This window comes from Pseudomonas sp. S06B 330 (assembly GCF_002845275.2).
Classification (GTDB): Bacteria; Pseudomonadota; Gammaproteobacteria; order Pseudomonadales; family Pseudomonadaceae; genus Aquipseudomonas.
On record NZ_CP088149.1, the window covers coordinates 1,329,411 to 1,351,792 of the forward strand.

Annotated in this window: 19 protein-coding genes; 5 read left to right on the forward strand and 14 right to left on the reverse strand. The window is 59.1% G+C overall.

Translation table 11 applies throughout. The features are described from left to right. Positions 1-11: 11 nt before the first annotated feature. From CX511_RS06225 to CX511_RS06240, 4 genes are all read right to left on the reverse strand, one after another. The gene (locus CX511_RS06225; RefSeq protein WP_045185709.1) at positions 12-746 is read right to left on the reverse strand and encodes an amino acid ABC transporter ATP-binding protein; all 735 of its coding nucleotides are present in this window, start codon (positions 744-746) and stop codon (positions 12-14) included. Then, positions 743-1,411: an amino acid ABC transporter permease gene (locus CX511_RS06230; RefSeq protein ID WP_177327798.1), complete on the reverse strand. Its 669-nt coding sequence runs from the start codon at positions 1,409-1,411 to the stop codon at positions 743-745. The genes CX511_RS06225 and CX511_RS06230 overlap by 4 nt, the downstream gene beginning before the upstream one ends. After that, positions 1,408-2,154, reverse strand: coding sequence for an amino acid ABC transporter permease (locus CX511_RS06235; protein ID WP_045185713.1), 747 nt, complete (start codon positions 2,152-2,154; stop codon positions 1,408-1,410). Before CX511_RS06235 ends, CX511_RS06230 begins: the two co-directional genes overlap by 4 nt. 99 nt (positions 2,155-2,253) lie before the next feature. Then, positions 2,254-3,186, reverse strand: a complete 933-nt coding sequence (locus CX511_RS06240; RefSeq protein ID WP_045185715.1) for a glutamate/aspartate ABC transporter substrate-binding protein — start codon at positions 3,184-3,186, stop codon at positions 2,254-2,256. A gap of 354 nt (positions 3,187-3,540) precedes the next feature. On the opposite strand from CX511_RS06240, the gene CX511_RS06245 reads away from it, so the two are divergent. Next, positions 3,541-7,875, forward strand: a complete 4,335-nt coding sequence (locus tag CX511_RS06245) for an NEL-type E3 ubiquitin ligase domain-containing protein (RefSeq protein ID WP_045185717.1) — start codon at positions 3,541-3,543, stop codon at positions 7,873-7,875. A gap of 63 nt (positions 7,876-7,938) precedes the next feature. Here the strand turns inward: CX511_RS06245 and glpD are convergent, their stop codons facing one another. From glpD to CX511_RS06265, 4 genes are all read right to left on the reverse strand, one after another. Next, positions 7,939-9,477 (reverse strand): glycerol-3-phosphate dehydrogenase, encoded by a 1,539-nt coding sequence (gene glpD / locus CX511_RS06250; RefSeq protein WP_045185719.1) that lies wholly within the window; start codon positions 9,475-9,477, stop codon positions 7,939-7,941. Between the two features lie 183 nt (positions 9,478-9,660). Further along, a complete protein-coding gene (locus CX511_RS06255; RefSeq protein ID WP_045185722.1) occupies positions 9,661-10,416 on the reverse strand; it encodes a DeoR/GlpR family transcriptional regulator in 756 nt (251 codons plus the stop codon). A 124-nt stretch (positions 10,417-10,540) separates the two neighbouring features. Next, on the reverse strand, positions 10,541-12,040 hold the full coding sequence (gene glpK / locus CX511_RS06260) for a glycerol kinase GlpK (protein WP_045185724.1): 1,500 nt from the start codon (positions 12,038-12,040) through the stop codon (positions 10,541-10,543). 67 nt (positions 12,041-12,107) lie between these two features. After that, a complete protein-coding gene (locus CX511_RS06265) occupies positions 12,108-12,959 on the reverse strand; it encodes an MIP/aquaporin family protein (RefSeq protein WP_045185728.1) in 852 nt (283 codons plus the stop codon). Positions 12,960-13,242: 283 nt separating this feature from the next. Here CX511_RS06265 and ybaK point away from each other — a divergent pair, with 283 nt between their 5' ends. After that, positions 13,243-13,713 carry a Cys-tRNA(Pro) deacylase gene (gene ybaK / locus CX511_RS06270; protein WP_045185729.1) on the forward strand — a complete coding sequence of 157 codons (471 nt, stop codon included), beginning with the start codon at positions 13,243-13,245 and terminating at the stop codon, positions 13,711-13,713. 116 nt (positions 13,714-13,829) lie between these two features. Here the strand turns inward: ybaK and CX511_RS06275 are convergent, their stop codons facing one another. Further along, positions 13,830-14,939 carry an ABC transporter ATP-binding protein gene (locus CX511_RS06275; protein ID WP_045185731.1) on the reverse strand — a complete coding sequence of 370 codons (1,110 nt, stop codon included), beginning with the start codon at positions 14,937-14,939 and terminating at the stop codon, positions 13,830-13,832. Next, positions 14,936-15,856: an ornithine carbamoyltransferase gene (argF, locus tag CX511_RS06280; RefSeq protein ID WP_045185732.1), complete on the reverse strand. Its 921-nt coding sequence runs from the start codon at positions 15,854-15,856 to the stop codon at positions 14,936-14,938. Before argF ends, CX511_RS06275 begins: the two co-directional genes overlap by 4 nt. Before the next feature lie 366 nt (positions 15,857-16,222). Between argF and CX511_RS06285 the strand changes: the two genes are divergently transcribed. Both CX511_RS06285 and grxD read left to right on the forward strand, forming a co-directional pair. Next, positions 16,223-18,331: a molybdopterin oxidoreductase family protein gene (locus tag CX511_RS06285; protein ID WP_101293699.1), complete on the forward strand. Its 2,109-nt coding sequence runs from the start codon at positions 16,223-16,225 to the stop codon at positions 18,329-18,331. Positions 18,332-18,423: 92 nt separating this feature from the next. Then, a complete protein-coding gene (grxD, locus tag CX511_RS06290; RefSeq protein WP_045185734.1) occupies positions 18,424-18,756 on the forward strand; it encodes a Grx4 family monothiol glutaredoxin in 333 nt (110 codons plus the stop codon). A 65-nt stretch (positions 18,757-18,821) separates the two neighbouring features. Here the strand turns inward: grxD and bfr are convergent, their stop codons facing one another. Then, entirely contained in the window at positions 18,822-19,292 is a 471-nt protein-coding gene (gene bfr, locus CX511_RS06295) for a bacterioferritin (RefSeq protein ID WP_045185735.1), read from the reverse strand. Between the two features lie 199 nt (positions 19,293-19,491). Continuing rightward, complete coding sequence (locus CX511_RS06300) at positions 19,492-19,710, reverse strand: bacterioferritin-associated ferredoxin (protein ID WP_045185737.1); 219 nt, start codon at positions 19,708-19,710, stop codon at positions 19,492-19,494. A gap of 234 nt (positions 19,711-19,944) precedes the next feature. Here CX511_RS06300 and CX511_RS06305 point away from each other — a divergent pair, with 234 nt between their 5' ends. Next, complete coding sequence (locus CX511_RS06305) at positions 19,945-20,547, forward strand: peroxiredoxin (protein ID WP_010221038.1); 603 nt, start codon at positions 19,945-19,947, stop codon at positions 20,545-20,547. 76 nt (positions 20,548-20,623) lie between these two features. On the opposite strand, the gene rnt is transcribed toward CX511_RS06305, so the two are convergent. Then, a complete protein-coding gene (gene rnt, locus CX511_RS06310; RefSeq protein ID WP_045185742.1) occupies positions 20,624-21,292 on the reverse strand; it encodes a ribonuclease T in 669 nt (222 codons plus the stop codon). Continuing rightward, positions 21,289-22,335 (reverse strand): dihydroorotase, encoded by a 1,047-nt coding sequence (gene pyrC / locus CX511_RS06315; RefSeq protein ID WP_045185745.1) that lies wholly within the window; start codon positions 22,333-22,335, stop codon positions 21,289-21,291. The genes rnt and pyrC overlap by 4 nt, the downstream gene beginning before the upstream one ends. Positions 22,336-22,382: the final 47 nt, after the last annotated feature.

Sequence of the window (22,382 nt, forward strand, 5' to 3'; positions counted from 1 at the left end):
TGGTCATCACCTCAGTGTTGCAGAATTTTGCTGAGGAAGTGCTGGGTGCGCTCATCACGGGCACTCTGGTCACCGAAGAATTCTTCTTTGGTGCAGTCTTCGATGATGTTGCCCTTGTCCATGAAGATCACCCGGTTGGCGACCTTGCGGGCAAAGCCCATTTCATGGGTCACGCACATCATGGTCATGCCTTCGTGGGCCAGTTGAACCATTACATCCAGTACTTCACTGACCATTTCCGGGTCCAGCGCCGAGGTCGGTTCGTCAAACAGCATGACGATCGGGTCCATGGCCAGGGCGCGGGCAATCGCCACACGTTGTTGCTGACCACCGGAGAGCTGGCCAGGGTGCTTTTTCGCCTGGTTGCTAAGACCGACGCGCTCAAGCAGCGCCAGCCCCTTCTTGGTCGCTTCCGCTTCGCTGCGACCGAGTACCTTGCGCTGGGCAATGGTCAGGTTCTCGGTGATGGTCAGGTGCGGGAACAGCTCGAAGTGCTGGAACACCATACCGACCTTTGACCGCAGCTTGGGCAGGTTGGTCTTGGGATCGGCGATCGAGGTGCCGTCGACAATGATGTCACCCTTCTGGAAGGGTTCCAGGGCGTTGACGCATTTGATCAGGGTCGACTTGCCCGAACCGGACGGGCCGCAAACCACCACCACTTCGCCTTTCTTGACCTCGGTGTTGCAGTCGGTCAGAACCTGGAAGTCGCCGTACCACTTGTTGACGTTTTTGATGGAAATCATACGGTTATCCTTTTCTGCAGACGCTTGACCAGGAAGGAAGCGGAGAAGCTGATGACAAAGTAGACAACGCCGGCGAAGACCAGGAACTCGTTGGAGCGCCCGATGATGTCGCCACTGGCACGTGCCGAGTTGAGGAAGTCGACCAGGCCGACGGTGTAGACCAGCGAGGTGTCCTGGAACAGGATGATGCTTTGCTGCAGCAGCAGCGGGGTCATTTTGCGAAACGCCTGGGGCAGGATGATCAGACGCATGGTCTGGCTGTAGCTCATGCCCAGGGCTTGTGCCGCACCCATCTGGCCCTTGGAGATCGACTGCACACCGGCGCGGACGATTTCACAGAAGTACGCCGCCTCGAACATCATGAACGCCACGACGCAGGAGGTGAAGGCACCGATCGGCGTGTCTTCGCCGGTAATCCAGCGCAGCACGAAAGGTACCGCCAGGTAGAACCAGGTGATCACCAGCAGCAATGGGATGGAACGGAAGTAGTTGACGTAGACGCCGGCGATGTTCGCCAGCAGCTTGTTCGACGACAGTCGCATCAAGGCCAGGATAGTGCCGAGCACGATGCCGCCGACCACGCCCATGACCATCAGCTGTAAGGTCATGACCATGCCGTTCCACAGGCCCGGCAGGGCAGGAATGATTCCACTGAAGTCCATTATTTACCCCCCACGGAGATCAGGCCGGGCACCGCGACTTTCTTCTCGATCATGCGCATCAGCAGCATCAGCCCCATGTTAAGGGTGAAGTAGATCAGGGTCGCCAGGGTGAACGCTTCAAACAGGTTGGCCGAGAACTCGGCGGTCTGTTTGGTTTGTGCCAGCAGCTCCATCAGGCCGATCAGCGAGGCCACCGAGGAGTTCTTGAATACGTTCAGAAACTCTGAGGTAAGCGGCGGAATGATGATTCGGTACGCTTGCGGCAGCAGCACGTTCCAGTAGATCTGCGGCAGGCTGAAGCCCATGGCGCGGGCGGCGGCTTCCTGACCACGCGGCAGCGCCTGGATACCGGTGCGCACTTGCTCACAGACACGTGCAGCAGTGAACAGGCCCAGGCAGATGACCACGCTGATCAGTGCCGAGGTAGTGGGGTTGAGGTCCTGTTTGAACCATTCCTGCAGGCCTTCAGGCAGCAGGTCGGGCACCAGGAAGTACCAGATGAACAGCTGCACCAGCAGCGGTACGTTACGAAACAGTTCCACGTAGCACGTGGCAATACCCGATACCAGACGGTTCGGGACAGTACGCATAACGCCGAGGACCGAACCCAGCAGCAATGCGATGATCCAGGCGGCAATGGCAATGGCGATGGTCCAGCCTAGACCGGTGATGTACCAGTCCAGATAGGTTTCGCTACCCACGCCGGTGGACTTGAAGAATACGCCCCAGTCCCAGTTGTAATTCATCGGGATCTCCCCTCAGATCAGTTGTTTCACGGGCACCTTCGAGCATCCGAGGGCGCAGGGCACCCTCGGATGAAAGGTTAGACACTAACTAGCTGGGGATCAGGACTTCTTTTCGTCTGCAGCTTTGTCGGTAGGATTGGCGATCAGCGCCTTGAGCTCGTCGCTCATCGGGAATTGCAGGTTCAGGCCCTTTGGCGGGACCGGCTGGTTGAACCACTTGTCGTAGATCTTGTTGATCTCGCCCGATTTGTAGAGGCCGACGATGGCCTTGTCGACTGCAGCCTTGAACGGTGCGTCATCCTTGCGGACCATGCAGCCGTAGATTTCGTAGGACTGTGGGGTGCCGACGATGGCCCAGCCTTTCGGGTTCTTGGCCTTGGCCATTTCACCGGCGAGCAGCGCGTCGTCCATCATGAAGGCCACGGCGCGGCCGGATTCAAGCATCTGGAACGACTCGCCATGGTCTTTGGCCGAGATGACGTTCATCTTCATCTGCTTATCGGCGTTCATCGACTTGAGGATGCGCTCGGAGGTGGTACCGGCGGTGGTCACCACGTTCTTGCCAGCCAGGTCCGGGAAATCCTTGTACTTGGCGTTTTCAGGCTTGCCGTCTTCGGCTTTGGTCAGCAGGCGGGTGCCCACTTCAAAGATACCGACCGAGAAGGCTACCTGCTGCTGACGCTCGACGTTGTTGGTGGTCGAACCACACTCGACGTCAACGGTGCCGTTCTGCACCAGCGGGATGCGGGTCTGGGAGGTGACGAGGTTGTATTTGACCTTCAGGTCTGGCTTGTTCAGGTCCTTTTTCAGGGCCTCGACGATTGCCAGCTGGATGTCGTGGGAGTAACCGACGGGTTTGCCCGAAGCGTCGGCGATGTAGGAGAACGGGATAGAGGCGTCGCGGTGCCCCAGGGTAATGGTGCCCGATTCGTTGATCTTTTTCAGGGTGCCAGTCAGCTCTGCGGCGGTGACTGGCATGCTGATCAAAGCGGCCGTGATGGCTGCGCCCAACAGGTGGGGAACAATACGCATCAAAATTTCCTCGACGTTGTTTTTTTTATGGAGCCGTTGGCGGGCTCTTTCGTTCAGCGAACACTGCAATGAAGCGGTTTGCGCATTCGGGTACTGAGTGTAGAGCATGACTCGTGCCAAGCCCTGACTTCGATCATAACCCCCCGGAAATACTGGGGATTAAAGTTTTTTGACGATTGATTGTTGAATATCGGTGTCCGGCATCCCGAATTCGTGTGTTTTTATTGTTCGGAAATCCGAATGATGGGCAGGTCAAGCTGGTGTCAGGTCGGGTTAGGGTGGGTGGTAATGGGGTAGCGCCATGGCACGAAGCAGAGGTGATCTTCTGGCTTTTTTCTGCCTGGAGGGCATTTCATGTCAACAATTCCTATCCCCTTCGACTCGATCGATGCACTGATCGCTCAGCAGTTGCCGGGCTGGCTGACGGCGGCCCAGGTCGATCACTTGCGGGCATTACAGCGTGCGATGAGGAGGCAGCAGGCCAACGCCCAGCAGCTGCGCGAGTTGCTGGATGCTATCCCTGCGCTGGACGCATACGCCGCGCCATTGCTTGTAAACGCATTGACTCAGGAAGGGCTCGTCGATGCTGATGTGCGCGGGGGCCAGGTTCATATCGAGCAAGAAGTGACCTTGCCCACGGCGGCGCCAAACCTACCGCCGCCCCGTTACACCTTCACCTCGAGGCAAAGCTTGTTGGCCGCGGCATTGCACAACTATAGCGAGGAGGAAACCCGAACGTCGTCACTGCGTCGTGCGCAACTGCTGGATGCCGACGGCCAGTCGCTGGCGCTCGGCTTCGGGGCGTTTGCCCGGTTGTGCAGACGTCTGGACCTTGGTGGGCGCTATCAAACCGTGCTGCAGACGTGTCTGCGGCCGCAGGACATGTCTGCCAGGCAAGCCATCGACGGTTTGTTCGAGGAAAGTCAGCGTTCGCAGTTGGAGGTCGCGGTGCGTATCGCCAAGCTCAAAGGCGAGCTCGACGAGCGCAGCTACTTGCTTATGCTTGCGGTGTTTTCGCCAGCACCCATTGTGCCGCCGATTCCCGGGGGGCTGACACCTCGTCAGCTGTTTCTGCTGGGCAAACGCATTCATGGTGTGGTGGCAATGGAAATGCGCCTGGCGAAAGACGCTGCGCTGGAGTCGGTCATTGTCTGGATTCCGGATGATCCCCAACTGCCGGTGGCCTGCTATGGCTCTTGGGATGCTGTGTATCAAGCGCTCGCCAGCCGCTTGCGCAACGCCTCCTACCGGACTTTCTTCTCACGGTTTATCAGTCAGCGGGATCGCTCTGCCTTCACCGATAGGCTCGCCAACCTGATGCGCTCAGCCACGGCAGGTGAGCCGCCGGAGCTTGATGGCCGGAACTTTGCTCTCCATACATCACTTTTCGTCCATTTGCGTACCTTGCACATCGACAAGCAATTGGACGATGCCAGGGTTCTGGCGGTGCCCACCGATGATGAGGACAAGTCCTCAAGACGTGAGCGACTAGAGGGGTATCAACGTGCCGGGCTGGACTTGCTGAACTTGATCGGGCTGTTTGTTCCGGTTCTGGGCGAAGTCATGTTGACAGTGGCGGCGGTTCAGCTTGCCGATGAGGTGTATGAAGGTTACCAGGACTGGCAACTGGGAGACCGCCAGGCGGCCTTGGATCACTTGTTTGGGGTCGCGCAGAGCTTGGCGGTAGGGGTAGTGGTTGGCAAGGTAAGCGAGCAGGCCTTCCACCTCACCCAGCGTGTGCCTTTTGTCGATGGTCTGGTGCCGCTGCGTACCGATGCGGGCCGGCTCAAGCTGTGCAGTGACGAGCTACGCGCTTACCAGGTGACAGACCGGGAAACACCCTTGGGCAGCCCGGTTCGTTACGCCGATCACTGGCGCTTGCGCCTGCATGAGGGGGCTTATCAAGTATTGCAAGACCCCGCTACGGGGAACTGGCGGATTCGCCATCCATACCGTGCCGATCATGCGCCTGTGGTAGAGCACAATGGCAGTGGTGGCTGGCAGCACGAACTGGAGCAACCACAGTATTGGCAGGGCGCAGGACACCTGGTGCGGCGTCTGGGCAGTCGCTTGGCTGAGGTGTCAGATGCCGTGGCCCAGGCCTTGCTCGAAATCACAGGTTTCGATCAGGCCCAGCTGCGGCAACTGCATCTGGAGAACGCTGGCGCACCTGCACGGTTGCTCGATGCAGTGGAGCGCTTTGAATTGAACATGCACTACCCGGCGTTGCGAGGCGAGGCATTCGAGGAGCAGATGAAGCTGCGGCAGGCAATGCCAGACGCAGCGCAAGGCCTTTTGATACGGGATTTTCCTGGTTTGTCGGTGCGTGGCGCGCGGGAAATTGTTGAGCAGGCAAGTGGTGCGCAGGTTGACGGCATGCTTGCCAGCAGCCGGGTGCCGCTGGCGCTGGCGGAGCGGGTGCGCTGGTTTCTGCGCGATAGCCGGGTGGACAGAGCCTGCGCGGGGTTGTACCTGCCTCAAGCAGTCAACGCTGATTGCGAGCGGTTGGTGCTGGGGCTGATCGATCGCCTTGCACCATGGGCCGAGACCCTACGGTTAGAATTGCGAGAGAGGGCGCCGGATGGACCACTGCTGGCTGGGCGCGGTGCTGCGCAGTCTGTTCACGTACGGCGCATTATCAAGGGGCGGCGGGGCTATCTGGCCATGGATGGGGGTAATGTTGGGCAGGCCGCACCCACGGACAGTCTGCTCAAGGCCTTGTTGCTGAGCATGGAGCCAAGGCAGAAAGTGGTGCTTGGTGATGTGCAGTTGACCGAGCTGGGGTTGAGGGACTGTCTGGTGGCTCACGTCAGCAGTAACCGTGAACAGGTTGCTGAGTTGATCGGCATGGCCCCCATCGGTCTTGGCGTGCGGCCGCCTCTGCGGTTTGCCGACGGGCGCCTGGGCTACCCGCTCAGTGGTCGTGGCCAGGGCAGTCGGCAAGCGACCAGGCGAGGTATCCAGCAGATCTATCCCACGCTTAGCGACGACCAGTTAAATGCCTACCTGCTGAACGTGCTAGGCAGAGGAGAAAGCTTGTGGGGCCACTACCATGAGCTTCAAGACCAGCTGGCTCGCCTGCGCCAAGCCTTGCACGCCTGGCAGAGTGAATGGCGCAACCCCCTCGATGCGCTCAGGCGCAGAAGGGTTGCCACAGGATTGCGTCGCTGCTGGCGCCGTAAGCTCGTCGGCTTTGACGATGAGTACATGCTGACGATCGAGGGTGAGCGTGTGGGTAGCCTGCCATCGTTGCCACCGGGGGTGACATTCAGTCATGTACGTCGTCTGGTATTGCGCGACATGGACCTGAGCAGCCTCGCGGAAGATTTTCTGCCGCGCTTCGATCGGCTGATCGAACTGGACCTAAGTAACAATCAACTCACTGCCATTCCGGCAGGCATCGAACAACTGACTCAGCTCAGGCAGTTGCATCTCTCTCACAATCAGATCGCCATGGATGGGCAAGGCGATCGGCGTCTCGGTGCGCTGACGCGCCTGGAAACACTCGATCTGAGCCACAACCCCCTTGGGCGGGTGCCGGCGCTGGAGGACAACAGGAGTTTGCGACGGTTGCTGCTGCGTGCGGCAAACCTTGAGCATCTGTCATCCTCTGGTCGGGAACTGCCCTGGCGCGCTTACATCGACCTTCGGGACAATCGCATTCGCCAACTGCGGGGTGAGCTGCAATATCTGCGACAACGCGCTCAACGAATGAGTCTGCACGACAACCCATTGGATTCGCTGAGCGAAACGTTGCTGGATCAAGCGGCCAGCGTATCTGAACCAGGCGCCAGAGGGGGTGCCTCTGCTCGCCATTATGCGGTCGATACCGCAGTTCGCGATCTCTGGCTCGGCGATGAGCAAGGCGCGCTGCGCGAACAACATCGAGCGCTGTGGGATAGGCTGCACCAAGAGCCTGGGTCGGCAGATCTGTTGCGTTTTCTCGCGGACTTTTCTCGCCTCGAGGAGTTCGAGGATTACCCGCAGGGCTATCGCAGACGTGTCTGGACGATGCTAAGAGCCTGTGAGCAGCATGAAGCCCTGCGTTTGCGTCTATTTCGCGAAGCAGGTGGACCGCGAACCTGTGAAGATCGCCTGCTGCTGATCTTCAGTCAGCTGGAAATCAGTGTCCTGGCTGAGATCGCTATGTTCGCAGGCCCGGTGAATCAGGTGGAAGCGCGTTTGCTTCGGCTGGGGCGCTCATTGTTTCGCCTGGATGAAGTCGACCGAATAGCCGCCCTGCATACACTCAGGTTACGCGAGGGGGCGGAGCCAGAAGTGGATGAGATAGAGCTGCGCCTTGCCTATCGGACAAGGCTTGCGTCAGCACTTGATTTGCCCGCACAGCCTGAGGAAATGTACTACGAGGATCATGCGTCAATAACGACCAGCGATGTGCGAAGGGCCGAAGCGGCAGTCATGCGTGCCGAGACCCCGGAGGCCTTGATTGCTTCACTGGCGCAGCGTCCGTTCTGGGAAACGTATATGCGTGAACGTCACGCGCAACGCTTTGAGGCGCTGGTTGCGCCTTTTCATGAGCGTTTGGCGCAGTACTTGGACGAGGTCGAAAGCTCAGGCGAACGGGTCTATATGGAGCGAAGTAATACATTGATGGCGGAACTGGCGACTGCCGAGCATGAATTGCTGCTCAGTTTGACCAGGGAAGCGGATGAGCGCAGTCGTACGTAATTAGCGTTCGGCTGGACGGGCAGGTGAATGCTGGCAATCACCTGCCCGTCCGCGGTCAATCACTCAGGCGGCGCGAACCCGGGCACGGTTCACTTCGACCTGTTGCAGGTAGTCACGCAGCACCTGCTGCTCTGCTTGGCTGGTGAACAAGCCGAGCTTGGTGCGGCGCCAGAGAATATCGTCGGCGTCAGTCGCCCATTCCTCGCTGCACAGATAATCTACCTCGCGGGTGAACAGGCCACCGCCAATAGTCTGGCCCAGGTCGTCCGGACCCTCCACACCTTCAAGCAGACGCCATACGCGGCTACCGTAGGTCAGTGCCCAGCGCTTGGCGATTTCCGCCGGTAGCCAGCCGCAGCGGGCCAGGATGGCATCGGCCAGCGCGTACGGGGTGGTCATGTCTTCGCCACCTGGCAGCGTTGCACTGGCTGTCCAGCTGCCGCGCATCTGGGTGAAGAAGGGCGCAAGCTGGGTCATTGCCGACTCAGCCAGCTTGCGGTAAGTGGTCAATTTGCCACCGAATACTGACAGCAACGGCGCTTCGCCTTTGCTGGCAGAGAGCGCCAGGGTGTAGTCGCGGGTCACTGCCGACGGGTTGTCGGATTCGTCGTTGCACAGCGGGCGTACACCCGCGTAAGTGTGCAGGATATCGGCACGGCTGAGCGGGTGATTGAAGTGTTCGTTGACCACGTTGAGCAAATAATCGGTTTCGCTTTCAGTGATCGCGACCTTGGCCGGGTCACCGGTGTATTCGCGGTCAGTGGTGCCGATCAGGGTGAAGCGTTCCAGGTACGGAATGGCGAAGACTATGCGCTGGTCTTCGTTCTGCAGGATGTAGGCATGCTCGCCGTCATACAGTCTTGGCACGATCAGGTGGCTGCCTTGGATCAGCCGAATGCCGTAAGGCGCGTCGAGCTTGAGGTCATCTTCAATGAACTTGGCCACCCATGGGCCGGCCGCATTGACCAGGGCGCGGGCACGGATTGACTGCTGGCTGCCGTCGGCATGTTCCAGCTGCACATTCCAGACACCGTCGATGCGCCAGGCGCTGACGCAACGGGTGCGGGTACGAATGTCTGCGCCTTTCTCGCGAGCGGCCATCGCGTTGAGCACCACCAGGCGGGCGTCATCCACTGCACAGTCGGCGTATTCGAAGCCGCGGGTGATGTTCGCTTTGAGCGGGTTACCCGGGCCGAAGCGCAGGCTGCGCGAGGCGCCGAGCTTTTCACGCTTGCCCAGGTGATCGTACAGAAACAGTCCAGCACGAATCATCCAGGCCGGGCGTAGGTGCGGGCGGTGCGGCAGGACGAAGCGCATTGGCTTGACGATATGCGGAGCCTTGGCCAGCAATACTTCCCGCTCGGCTAGCGCTTCACGCACCAGACGGAACTCGTAGTGCTCAAGGTAGCGCAGGCCGCCGTGGATCAACTTGCTGCTGGCCGAAGAGGTGTGGCTGGCCAGGTCGTCTTTTTCGCAAAGAAACACCGACAGGCCGCGTCCAGCCGCGTCGGCGGCAATACCCACGCCGTTGATGCCACCGCCGATTACGGCGAGGTCATAGAGATCGGCAAGGGCGGGCGATGACAAGCTGGATTGCGGCACGGGTGGCTTCCTCAAGGACTTTCTAACATCGAATTTGAACATTGATGTTCATTTTCGAAAATACTAGCGCAACAGAATGCTGCCTGCCAGTCGCTTTCCATAGAAAATACTGATCGGATGACAATTAAATGAAAAATAACGAACATTTACGCTGCCACCGTTGCGGTGGCAGCGGCTGCACCCTCAGACCACTTCCAGACGAATCTTGAACTGGTTGAGCAGTTGGGCAAGGGCCGGTACGGGGGCTTGATCGGTGACCAGGCAATCGATCAGGCTGATCGAGCCCAGGCGCACCATGGCGTTACGGCCGAACTTGCTGGAATCGGCGGCGAGAATCACTTGTCGGGCGTTGGCGATGATAGCCTGGGAAACCCGGACCTCCTGATAATCGAAGTCCAGCAGGCTACCGTCTTCGTCAATACCACTGATACCGACCAGCGCGAAGTCAACCTTGAATTGGTTGATGAAGTCGACACTGGCCTGACCCACCACCCCACCGTCGCGGCGCACATTGCCCCCGGCCAACAGCACCTCGAAGTCATCCTTGGCACTGAGGATCGAGGCCACATGCAGGTTATTGGTGATGATCTTCAGGTGGCTGTGATTGAGCAAGGCGCGGGCGATGGATTCGGTGGTGGTGCCGATGTTGATAAACAGCGAGGCGTGGTCAGGGATCTGCGCGGCGATGGTCTCGGCAATACGCTGCTTTTCGTCGCGCATCTGATCAGCGCGCATGGCGTAGGCGGTGTTCTCGATACTGGAATCGTAGGCGGCACCGCCGTGATAGCGGCGCAGCAGATTGACCTCTGCCAGCTGATTGATATCGCGGCGGATGGTTTGCGGGGTGACAACGAAAATCTGCGCCATTTCTTCGATACTGACGTAGCCGCGTTCACGGACCAGTTCGAGGATTTGTTGTTGGCGGGGAGGCAGGTTCATGGGCGGTCCTTTTGGGCTGCCGGGCAAATTGCGCCATGAAAGCAGCTCAAGCCCCAAGCTGCAAGCCACAAGATCATTCGCCCCGCGCCCTTGCAGCTTGCAGCTTATCGCTTGTAGCTACCGCCTACTCCTCGTGCGGTTCCCAATCGCGGGTGCGGTCCACCGCTTTCAACCAGCCGGCATACAGCTTCTCTTTGGCTGCTTCATCGAGCTGCGGGCTGAATTCGCGCTCGATGATCGCCTTGCCGCGCAGCTCATCCAGGCCGCTCCAGAAACCGCACGCCAGGCCGGCCAGGTAGGCGGCGCCAAGGGCGGTGGTCTCGCGCATTTGCGGACGCTCGACACAAGTACCGAGAATGTCGGCCTGGAACTGCATGAGGAAATTGTTGGCCACTGCGCCACCGTCTACGCGCAGCTCGCTCAGGCGTTGGCCGCAGTCCTGCTGCATGGCGTCGAGGACATCACGGGTCTGGTAGGCAATAGACTCCAGGGCAGCACGGATGATGTGATCGACCTTGACCCCACGGGTCAGGCCAAACAGAGCGCCGCGGGCATAGGGATCCCAATACGGTGCGCCCAGGCCGGTGAAGGCGGGCACCAGGTAAACACCATTGCTGTCCTTGACCTTGCTGGCGAAATATTCGGTGTCATGGGCGTCGTTGACGATTTTCAGTTCGTCGCGCAGCCACTGCACGGTAGAACCACCGTTGAATACTGCACCTTCCAGGGCATAGGCCACTTCGCCGCGTGGGCCGCAGGCGATGGTGGTGAGCAGACCGTGGGACGATTTCACCGCTTTGTCACCGGTGTTCATCAGCAGGAAGCAACCGGTGCCATAGGTGTTCTTGGCCTGGCCCGGCTCCACGCACATTTGCCCGAACAGGGCTGCTTGCTGGTCACCCGCGATACCCGCAATGGCGATGCCGCTCTTGCTGTAGCCGTAGACTTCAGAGGAACTACGCACTTCGGGGAGCATCTGCCGCGGGATGTTCAGCACCTGGAGCATCTTCTCGTCCCACTGCAGTGTGTGGATGTTGAAGAGCATGGTGCGCGAGGCGTTGGTGTAGTCGGTGACGTGCACCTTGCCGCCGGAGAATTTCCAGATCAGCCAGCTGTCGACGGTGCCGAACAGCAGTTCGCCACGCTCGGCGCGCTCACGGGCGCCTTCGACGTTGTCGAGGATCCACTTTAGCTTGGTGCCGGAGAAGTAAGGGTCAGTGACCAGACCGGTGGTTTCGCGGATATAGTCCTGCAGGCCGTCACGTTTGAGCTGCTCACAGATCTCGGTGCTGCGTCGGCACTGCCAGACGATGGCGTTGTACACCGGGCGCCCGGTTTCCTTGTCCCAGACCACTGTGGTTTCACGCTGGTTGGTGATACCGATGGCCGCCACTTGGTCATGACTCAGGCCAGCCTGGGCAAGCGCTTCGACCATGGTCGCGCTCTGGGTGGCGAAGATTTCCATCGGGTCATGTTCGACCCAGCCGGCTTGCGGGTAGTGCTGAGCGAACTCACGCTGCGAGGTGCCTACCACGTTGGCATCGCGGTCGAAAATGATGGCCCGAGAACTGGTCGTGCCCTGGTCCAGGGCAATGATGTAGTTCTTGTTCTGGGTGTCTGTCATGTCGTTGGCCTTGCACTAAATAGGGTAGAGGTCAGGGCAGGGCGAGCGTGGCTCGCCGCGGCAGGCATCAGGATGCCTGGGTCTTGCCCTGAGGGTTGGCGTCGGTCTGCGCGCTCTCGCTCTCGGCAACCGGTAGGTTGCGGGCGATCACGCCGCGGTACAGGGCGGCCCCAAGGCTCGCTCCTATGATCGGCGCAAATATGGGAATCAGGAAATAGGGAATGTCACGACCACCCGTTAAGGCGACATCGCCCCAGCCAGCAAAGAATGTCATCAGCTTAGGGCCAAAATCACGGGCCGGGTTCATCGCAAAGCCGGTCAAGGGCCCCATGGCGCTACCAATGACGGCGATCAGCAGGCCAATCAGCAGCGGCGCCATGGCGCCCCGTGGCAGGCCGTTGTTGTCGTCGCCCAAGGCCATGATCACCGCCATGAGGATGGCGGTGATGATGACTTCAACCAGGAATGCCTGACCGGTGGACAGTGCCGGATGTGGGTAGGTGGAGAACACCGAAGCCAGCTCCAGGCTGGCCTGGCTGCCGCGAATCATTTCATGGGCCTGTTCGTAATCGAAGAACAGATTGCTGTAGAGCGTGTAGACCAGCGCAGCACCACAGAAGGCGCCGGCGATTTGCGCGACGATGTAGAACGGCAGTTTGTGCCTCTGGAAACCGGCGAATAGCCACAAGGCAATGCTCACCGCAGGATTCAGGTGAGCACCGGATACGCCGGCGGTCAGGTAAATCGCCATGCTCACGCCGACGCCCCAGATGATGCTGATTTCCCACAGGCCGAAGCTGGCACCCGCGACTTTGAGCGCAGCCACGCAGCCTGTGCCGAAGAAGATCAGCAGGGCAGTGCCGAAAAACTCGGCCAGGCATTGGCTGGATAATGTTGGTTGTCGCACAGCTGTCGTCATTCGTTAACCTCGGTTCTTGTTGTTGTGAGGCGCTGTGAGCGCTCGACAAAAACCCGACAGAAATCCCCATTTCGGTCAGGCAGGCGGCAAAAATGCACCTTTTCAGGGCATCGTTATATTCAGATTCGAAAAAATATAGACAAGAAACGCTTATGTCAAAGGTCGAAAGTGAACCGTCATTCACAATCTGACTATCGGCGCCGCTAATGGGCGTTGGTTGCTGCGCAGGTTTTGACCTAAAGTAGCCGGCGAACAGCTATTCACCTCTTGTTTGGAGTGCTGCATGACCCCCGCCCTGGATCTGCTGAAAAAGGTTCGCGCCGAACATCACATTCACAGTTATGAACACGATCCCAAAGCCGCCTCTTACGGGCTCGAAGCGGCTGAAAAGCTCAGTCTTGAGCCGGTGCGGGTGTTCAAGACCTTGCTGGCCAGTAGTGAGAAGGGCGAGTTGTTGGTGGCTGTGGTGCCGGTGATCGGTAGTCTCGATCTGAAGGGCTTGGCCCACGCGGCTGGGGTCAAGAAGTGTGAAATGGCCGATCCGGCGGCGGCGCAGCGTTCCACTGGTTACCTCTTGGGCGGTATTAGTCCGCTGGGGCAAAAGAAACGTCTGCGTACATTTATTGATCAGTCGGCCCAAGACTTTGAAACAATTTTCGTCAGCGCCGGGCGTCGCGGCCTGGAAGTTGAGCTGGCAGCCGCGGTGCTAGCTGAACACACCCAGGCCAAGTTCGCCGTCATTGCCCGCGGCTAACAGCCTGACCCGCTGTAGGCGCTGCCGTCAGGCTGCGATCGCCTGCGCGATCGGGCCTGAATGACCGTCGTTTCGGGCCCGATTGCCAGCAGGGCAAGCTCCCATAATGATCGCTTTCAGAGTGCCGAGCTAAACCGGCGCACACCGTTCTCCGGCACTGGCAGTTGCGCTGCAACGCTGCCCGGTACGGCAAATAGCACCAAGTGATCGGCAGCCACGTCGATGCCAACTTCGGCCCCGATCTGATGGTCGATATGGCTGGGGAAAATGGCCTCGAGCTGGCTGCCGGTAGGCAGTTGCAGGCGATAAAGCGTCGACGCGCCGAGGAAGCTCTTGCCGGTAATCAGCGCCTTGAGGGCGCTGTGTGGCGCATGAATGATATCGTCCGGACGCAACAACACATCGACCGCACTGCCTGGGGTGAAGGTATAGGCACGGTTACCACGCAGCTCACCCAATTCGGTCTGTACCGACTCCGGGCTGGTCAGTTGGCCACGGATGAAGTAGCCCTGGCCAATGAAGCTGGCCACGAATGGCGTCAGTGGTTCGTGATACAGGTTGTACGGGGTATCCCATTGTTCCAGGCGGCCTTCCTTGAACACACCGACATGATCGCTGACGGCAAAGGCTTCCTCCTGATCATGGGTGACCAGAATGGCGCTGGTGCCACGGCTCTTGAGAATGTCACGGACTTCATGACTGAGGCGCCGACGCAGCTCCACGTCGAGGTTGGAGAAGGGCTCGTCGAGCAGCAGCAACTGCGGTTCGGGCGCCAGTGCGCGGGCCAGGGCCACACGTTGCTGCTGGCCACCGGAGAGCTCGTGCGGGTAACGTTTGCCAAGCCCGCCAAGTTTGACCAGTTCGAGCATCTCTGCCACGACCTGTTGTTGCTGTGGATGCTTACCGATCCCGAAAGCAATGTTCTCGGCAACGGTCAGGTGCGGGAACAGCGCATAATCCTGGAACACCATGCCGATCCTGCGCTTCTCTGGTGCCAGCGTGAAGCCGGCTTTGGAGATGACCTCGCCCGCCAGCTGGATCTCACCCTCATGCACCGGCTCAAAGCCGGCAATGGCGCGCAGGGTGGTGGTCTTGCCGCACCCCGACGAGCCCAGCAGGCAACCGATGTCGCCGGCATTGAGGTGCAGGTTGAGGTTCTGGACGATGCGCTGCTCGCCATAGCCACAGGCGAGGTTGCGCAGGTTAAGCAGTAAAGGCTGACTCATGCGTGGTGATAGGCCGGTTCAACAAGAAATTCGAGAAGCGCCTTCTGTGCATGCAGCCGGTTTTCAGCCTGATCCCAAGCGACCGAACGTGGGTCGTCGAGCAGGTCCAGGCTGATTTCCTCGCCACGGTGGGCGGGCAGACAGTGCATGAACAGGGCATCGGGTGCTGCCAGGTCGAGCAGTTCGCGGGTTACCTGGTAAGGCGCGAACAAGGCCAGACGCCGTGCAGTTTCCTCTTCTTGGCCCATGGAAGTCCAGACATCGGTGCTGACCAGGTGTGCGCCCTGCAGCGCCTCTTTGGGTTCGCGGAAGATCTGTACACGATCACCCGCCTGGGCCAGGAACTGCGCATTCGGTTCGAATTCGGCCGGGCAGGCGATGCGTAGTTGGAAATCGAACTGGATGGCCGCTTCTATATAGCTGTTGCACATGTTGTTGCCGTCACCGATCCAGGCGACGGTCTTGCCCTGGATTGCGCCGCGATGCTCAAGGAAGGTTTGCATATCGGCGAGCAACTGGCACGGGTGCAGGTCGTCCGACAGACCATTGATCACCGGAACTCGGGAATTGGCGGCGAACTCGGTCAGGGTGCTATGGGCAAAGGTGCGGATCATCACCGCGTCGAGCATGCGCGACATGACGATGGCGCAGTCGCCGATCGGCTCGCCGCGGCCCAATTGGGTATCGCGCGGGGACAGGAAAATCGCCTGGCCGCCGAGCTGGATCATGCCGGCTTCGAACGACAGCCGGGTCCGGGTCGAGGATTTCTCGAAGATCATCCCCAGTACACGGTTTTTCAGGGGTTCGAACAGTACGCCGCGGTTACGCAGGTCCTTCAGCTCGATGCCTCGACGGATCACACTGAGCAGTTCGTCGGGTGTGAAATCCATCAGGGAGAGAAAGTGCCTAGCGCTCATGGTTGACTACCTTTTTGCAACAGACCGCAGATCAACACTACCGGTTTTCAGAAACAACGGAGCTGACCTGCGGCGAAAGCCGCACGGGGCGACGAAATAAGGGAAGACGCAATACTATAATTAAATGTCGCGTCATACCAAGTGGGCTGTTCACTGTCTGTATTGCAGGCAGTGTCGTAACCCATTGGGTGGCGGTTTTTTTTGTGTGCTACACCAAGGTTTTACACTGCCCGCTGGCGCCTTGGCAAACCCTTGGACGAATCGCTGCGCTTGATGCCGCTAGATTCACACGGCGAAACTCACTGGTCGTCAGGCAAGCTCAGGCTCATAGTCCGGTTTATCAGCAGACCCCCGGAAGAGGTGGCCATGAACAAGACCCTGCATCACCGTGCCTGTCACCTGTGCGAAGCCATCTGTGGCTTGAACATTGAAATCACCGAGGAGCCGGGTGCCGCGCCGCGTATCAGCTCGATCAAGGGTGACCCCCAGGACAGCTTCAGCCGTGGCCACATTTGCCCCAAGGCTGTGGCCCTGCAAGACATCCAGAATGACCCTGATCGCCTGCGTGCGCCGCACAAGCGCGTAGGCGACGGTTGGCAGGTGATCAGTTGGGACGAAGCCTTCGAGCTGGCTGCGCAGAAGCTTTGGGCTATCCAGCAGGCCCATGGACAGAATGCCGTGGCGGTCTATCAAGGTAACCCGAGTGTGCACAACTACGGGTTGATGACCCACAGCAACTACTTCCTAGGCCTGCTCAAGACCCGTAATCGCTTTTCAGCCACCTCGGTCGATCAGTTGCCCCAACACCTGACCAGCTACTTGATGTATGGCCACGGCCTGTTGTTACCGATTGCGGACATCGACCACACCGATTTCATGCTGATTCTGGGCGCCAACCCCCTGGCTTCCAACGGCAGCATCATGACCGTGCCAGATGTTGAGAAGCGTCTCAAGGCGATCCAGACCCGCGGCGGCAAAGTGGTGGTGGTCGATCCGCGGCGCAGTGAAACCGCAGCGATGGCTGACCAGCATGTGTTCGTGCGTCCTGGTGGAGATGCGGCGTTGCTCTGTGGCGTGCTCAATACCTTGTTTAGCGAAGGCTTGGAGCGGGCCTCGGCGTTGCCGGTTGATGGCCTGGATGAAGTGCGTGCTGCGCTTGCCCCTTTTAGCGCCGAAGCAATGGCGCCACTGTGTGGTGTTGAGGCCTTGGTTATTCGTCAGCTCGCGCGAGACTTCGCCGCGGCCGACAAGGCGGTGTGTTACGGGCGGATGGGCGTCTCGACTCAGGCGTTCGGCACCTTGTGTCATTGGCTGGTGCAACTGATCAACCTGGTCAGCGGCAATCTGGACCGGGTCGGTGGCGCGCTGTGCACCCAGCCCGCGGTGGACCTGGTTGCCAGTACGGCAGGCGGGCATTTCAATGCCTGGCAGAGTCGGGTCTCCGGCCTGCCGGAATACGGCGGTGAGTTACCCGTGGCAGCACTGGCTGAAGAAATGCTGTGCGAGGGGGAGGGGCAGGTGCGCGCACTGGTGACAGTGGCGGGTAATCCGGTGCTGTCCACGCCTAACGGGCGGCAACTGGAGCGGGCGCTGGATGGGCTTGAGTTCATGCTCAGCATGGATCTGTACATCAATGAAACCACGCGTTACGCCGACCTGATCCTGCCGTCTACTTCGGCGCTGGAGAATGATCACTACGACACCACCTTCAATCTCTTGGCGGTGCGCAACGTCAGTCGTTTCAACCGGGCGATCCTGCCCAAACCTCAAGGGGCGTTGCACGACTGGGAAATCTTTGTAGGCCTGGCCAAGGCCTTTGCCGCGCTCAGTGACAAACCGTTGAAGCCGACCTTGGCGCCGGCGCAGATGATCGATATCGGCTTGCGTCAGGGGCGTTATGGCGAGCGTTCGCCCTTCAATCTGTCGATAGATACACTCGCTCAGCACCCGCACGGAATTGACTTGGGGCCGCTACAGCCAAACCTTGCAGCGCGCCTGAAGACCGCCAACCAGCACATTCAGGCAGCACCGGTGGAAATCCTCCACGATCTGCAGCGATTTGCCAGTCAGCATCCTCCTGAGCCAGGGCAACTGCTGCTGATTGGTCGTCGCCATGTGCGCAGCAACAATTCTTGGATGCACAACTATCACCGCCTGGTGAAGGGCAAGCCGCGTCACCAATTGCTCATGCACCCGGATGATCTGGCAGGGCGGCAACTGCAGGATGGGCAACGGGTGAACGTCAGCTCGCGAGTCGGCAGCATTGAGGTTGAAGTGCAGTCCTGCAGCGACATGATGCCCGGTGTGGTCAGTCTGCCCCACGGTTTTGGTCACGCCCGCGCTGGGGTACGCATGGAGATTGCCAGCAGTCAGCCGGGCGCCAGTGCTAATGACCTGACCGATGAGCGCCACGTGGATGCGGTCTCGGGCAATGCGGCACTCAATGGTGTGCCGGTTCAGGTGGTTGCGGCCTGATATCGGCAAGGCCGAGCGTCACGCTTGGCTTTCCGATACAATGCGTCACCGTGCCGACAACCAGGTCGGAAAGTTCAGCCGCGAGGTGCTTCATGGATATCATTGAAACAATCAAAGAGCAGATTGCTAACAACACCATTCTGCTTTACATGAAAGGCTCGCCGAATGCCCCGCAGTGCGGTTTTTCGGCCAAGGCGGCGCAAGCCGTGATGGGTTGTGGCGAAAAATTCGCTTACGTGGATATCCTGCAGAATCCGGAAATTCGCGCCAATCTGCCAAAGTACGCCAACTGGCCGACCTTCCCACAACTGTGGGTGGCTGGTGAGCTGGTTGGCGGCTCCGACATCATGGCTGAGATGTTCGCCAACGGCGAACTGCAGACCCTGATCAAGGACGCTGCCGCCAAGGCTGCCGACAACGCCTGATTACGGTTTAGTCAACAAAAAGCCCCGCATTGCGGGGCTTTTTGTTGTCAGTGCAAGGGGGCTGATTATTCGCCCATCTGCGACTGCAGGTAGTTTTCCAGACCGACCTTGTCGATCAGGCTCAGCTGGGTTTCCAGCCAGTCAATGTGCTCTTCCTCGGACTCGAGGATATCTTCGAGCATCTCACGGCTGCCGAAGTCGCCAACCGTCTCGCAGTGAGCGATAGCTGCCTTGAGGTCGACCAGGCCTTTTTGCTCGATCTTCAGATCGCATTCGAGCATTTCCTTGGTGTGTTCACCAATCAGCAACTTGCCCAGATCCTGGACGTTCGGAATGCCTTCAAGAAACAAAATACGCTTGATCAGTTTGTCAGCGTGTTTCATTTCATCGATGGATTCCTTGTACTCGTGCTTGCCGAGCTTATCCAGACCCCAGTCTTCATACATGCGTGCATGCAGGAAGTATTGGTTGATTGCGACCAGCTCGTTTCCGAGGATCTTGTTGAGATGCTGGATGACGCTAACGTCGCCTTTCATGATGGGGTCCTGCCCTATAAGTGTGCCTATAAGCAAGAGTTTGAGCTTGCTAACTTCGACTGTCAAACCTAAGTTATTGAATAATAAATGAAAATTAATCGGAATAAGAATGTTTGTGTTCCGCGTTTTAACCCTAACTTGTTGAATTACAGGCATAAAAAAACCGGACACGAGGTCCGGTTCTTGGAATAGGCGGTTTTTACGCGGCAGTAAATTCTACAGGGTAGGGCAGGGCGGCTTGGCTGACCTGCAGTTCGGTCAGGGTTTCACGCACCACTTGCTTGGCCAGGCAGGCACATTTGCCACACTGGCTCGCCACGTTGGTGGCGGCTCTGACTTCCTTGTAGCTGCAGCATCCTTCATAGATCGCGTCGCGGATCTGTCCGTCGGTTACACCAACACAAAGACACACATACATAGGGCAGACCATCGCTGGTAAGGGCTCAATGCAACGAAGCTTAATGTTAATGAGAATGCTTGTCAAAGCACATTCTCCAAAGCCGCGGACTAGAGCGACCAATGGCAGATTGTCGCGCAATCGGACTGAAACTCGGCGAGCAGCGCCGGGCGGTGTATGATGGTCGGCCATTTTGATGCCGGGTCAGCGCCTGCTGGCCTGTGCAGATGATTCCACCCCATCAGGAGATATCGCATGAGCGTACTCGTTGGCAAAAATGCCCCGGACTTCACCGTTCCAGCTGTTCTGGGCAACGGCGAAATCGTCGACAGCTTTAACCTGGCTTCGGCCATCAAGGGCAAGTACGGCCTGGTGTTCTTCTACCCACTGGACTTCACCTTCGTCTGCCCGTCCGAGCTGATCGCTCTGGATCACCGCATGGCCGAATTCAAGGCGCGCAACGTTGAAGTGATCGCAGTGTCGATCGACTCGCATTTCACTCACAACGCCTGGCGCAACACCCCGATCAATGCCGGTGGCATCGGTCAGGTTCAGTACATCATGGCCGCTGACATGAAGCACGACATTGCCAAGGCCTACGACGTTGAGTCCGAAGGCGGCGTTGCTTTCCGTGGTGCGTTCCTGATCGACGACAAAGGCGTTGTCCGTTCGCAGATCGTCAACGACCTGCCACTGGGCCGCAACATGGACGAGCTGCTGCGTCTGGTTGACGCTTTGCAATTCCACGAAGAGCACGGCGAAGTCTGCCCTGCCAACTGGAAAAAAGGCGACAAGGGCATGACCGCTTCGCCTGAAGGCGTTGCTGCTTACCTGAGCGAGAACGCTGGCAAGCTGTAATAGCGAGCCATAAAAAAACCGGCCTAGATGGCCGGTTTTTTTGTACCTGAAGGAACGGTGATGCGACGACTCGACTTCAGTCGTTGAAATCCTGCCAGCCGCCCATTTCCTTCCAGCGGTTGACGATGCCACAGAACAGCTCAGCGGTCTTCTCAGTGTCGTAGCGCGCCGAGTGGGCTTCACGACCGTCGAAGTCGATGTCGGCGCTCTGGCAGGCTCGGGCCAGCACGGTCTGACCGTAAGCCAGGCCGGCCAGGGTGGCAGTGTCGAAGCTGGAGAACGGATGAAACGGGTTGCGTTTCATGTCGTGGCGCGCCACGGCAGCGTTCAGGAAGCCCAGGTCGAAGCTGCTATTGTGGCCAACCAGGATTGCCCGCTTGCAGCCATTGGCCTTCAGTGCCTTGCGCACGCCACGAAAGATATCGGTCAGGGCCGATTCTTCACTGACCGCCATGCGCAGTGGGTGGTCCAGCTTGATACCGGTGAACTCCAGGGCCGCCTGTTCGATGTTGGCGCCTTCGAATGGTTCGACGCGGAAGAAGTAGGTGTGCTCCGGGAACAGGAAACCTTTTTCGTCCATGCCGATGGTCACTGCGGCAATTTCCAGCAGCGCGTCAGTGGCGCTGTTGAACCCGCCGGTTTCTACGTCCACGACAACGGGCAAATAACCACGGAAACGCTCGGCCATTGGATGGCGTGGGCCGCCGCTTTGACCTTCCTGGTCGTCGTACAGATCTTCACTCACGCAGTTTCCTCCAGCAGGCGCCAGCGCAGTTGCTCACCGGCGCGCAGCGGGATAACGGTTTGCTCGCCAAACGGCAAGCTGCTTGGGGCGGTCCAGCTTTCGCGAACCAGGGTAATGGTCTCGGTGTTGCGTGGCAGGCCATAGAAGGCCGGGCCGTGAATGCTGGCAAAGCCTTCAAGCTTGTCCAGGGCATTGCGCTGTTCAAACGCTTCAGCGTACAGCTCGATGGCAGCGTACGCGGTGTAGCAACCGGCACAACCGCATGCGGCTTCTTTGGCGTGCTGGGCATGCGGCGCTGAGTCGGTGCCGAGGAAGAACTTGCTGCTGCCGCTGGTGGCCGCGTCCAGCAAGGCCACCTGGTGGGTGTTGCGCTTGAGGATCGGCAGGCAATAGAAGTGCGGGCGAATACCGCCGACCAGCATGTGGTTGCGGTTATACAGCAGGTGCTGGGCGGTAATGGTCGCGCCAACGTTGGCTGGGGCCTCGTTGACGAACTGCACGGCGTCGCTGGTGGTGATGTGTTCGAACACTACCTTCAGGGTCGGGAAGCGTTCGACGACACGGCGCAGGTGTTCGTCGATGAACAGCTTCTCGCGGTCGAATACGTCGATTTCGCTGCGGGTCACTTCACCGTGGACCAGTAGCGGCATGCCGACTTCGGCCATGGCTTCGAGCACCGGGAAGATTTTGTCGACGCTGGTAACGCCGGAGTCGGAGTTGGTCGTCGCACCGGCCGGATACAGCTTGGCGGCGTGCACGAAACCGGTGGCCTTCGCCGCGCGGATTTCCTCGGGTTGGGTACGGTCGGTGAGGTACAGCACCATCAACGGTTCAAAGTGGCTGCCGGTCGGGCGTGCGGCCAGGATGCGCTCGCGATAGGCGCCAGCCTCGGCGGCATTACGCACGGGCGGTACCAGGTTGGGCATGATGATTGCGCGAGCAAAGGTGCGCGCAACGTCGCCAACGGTGTGGGGCAGGACGGCGCCATCGCGAAGATGGATGTGCCAGTCATCGGGACGCAGGAGGGTCAGGCGGTCGGACATTGGGGATTCCAGGCGGGTCGAACTCAAGGTGAATGCTACCGGAAAAG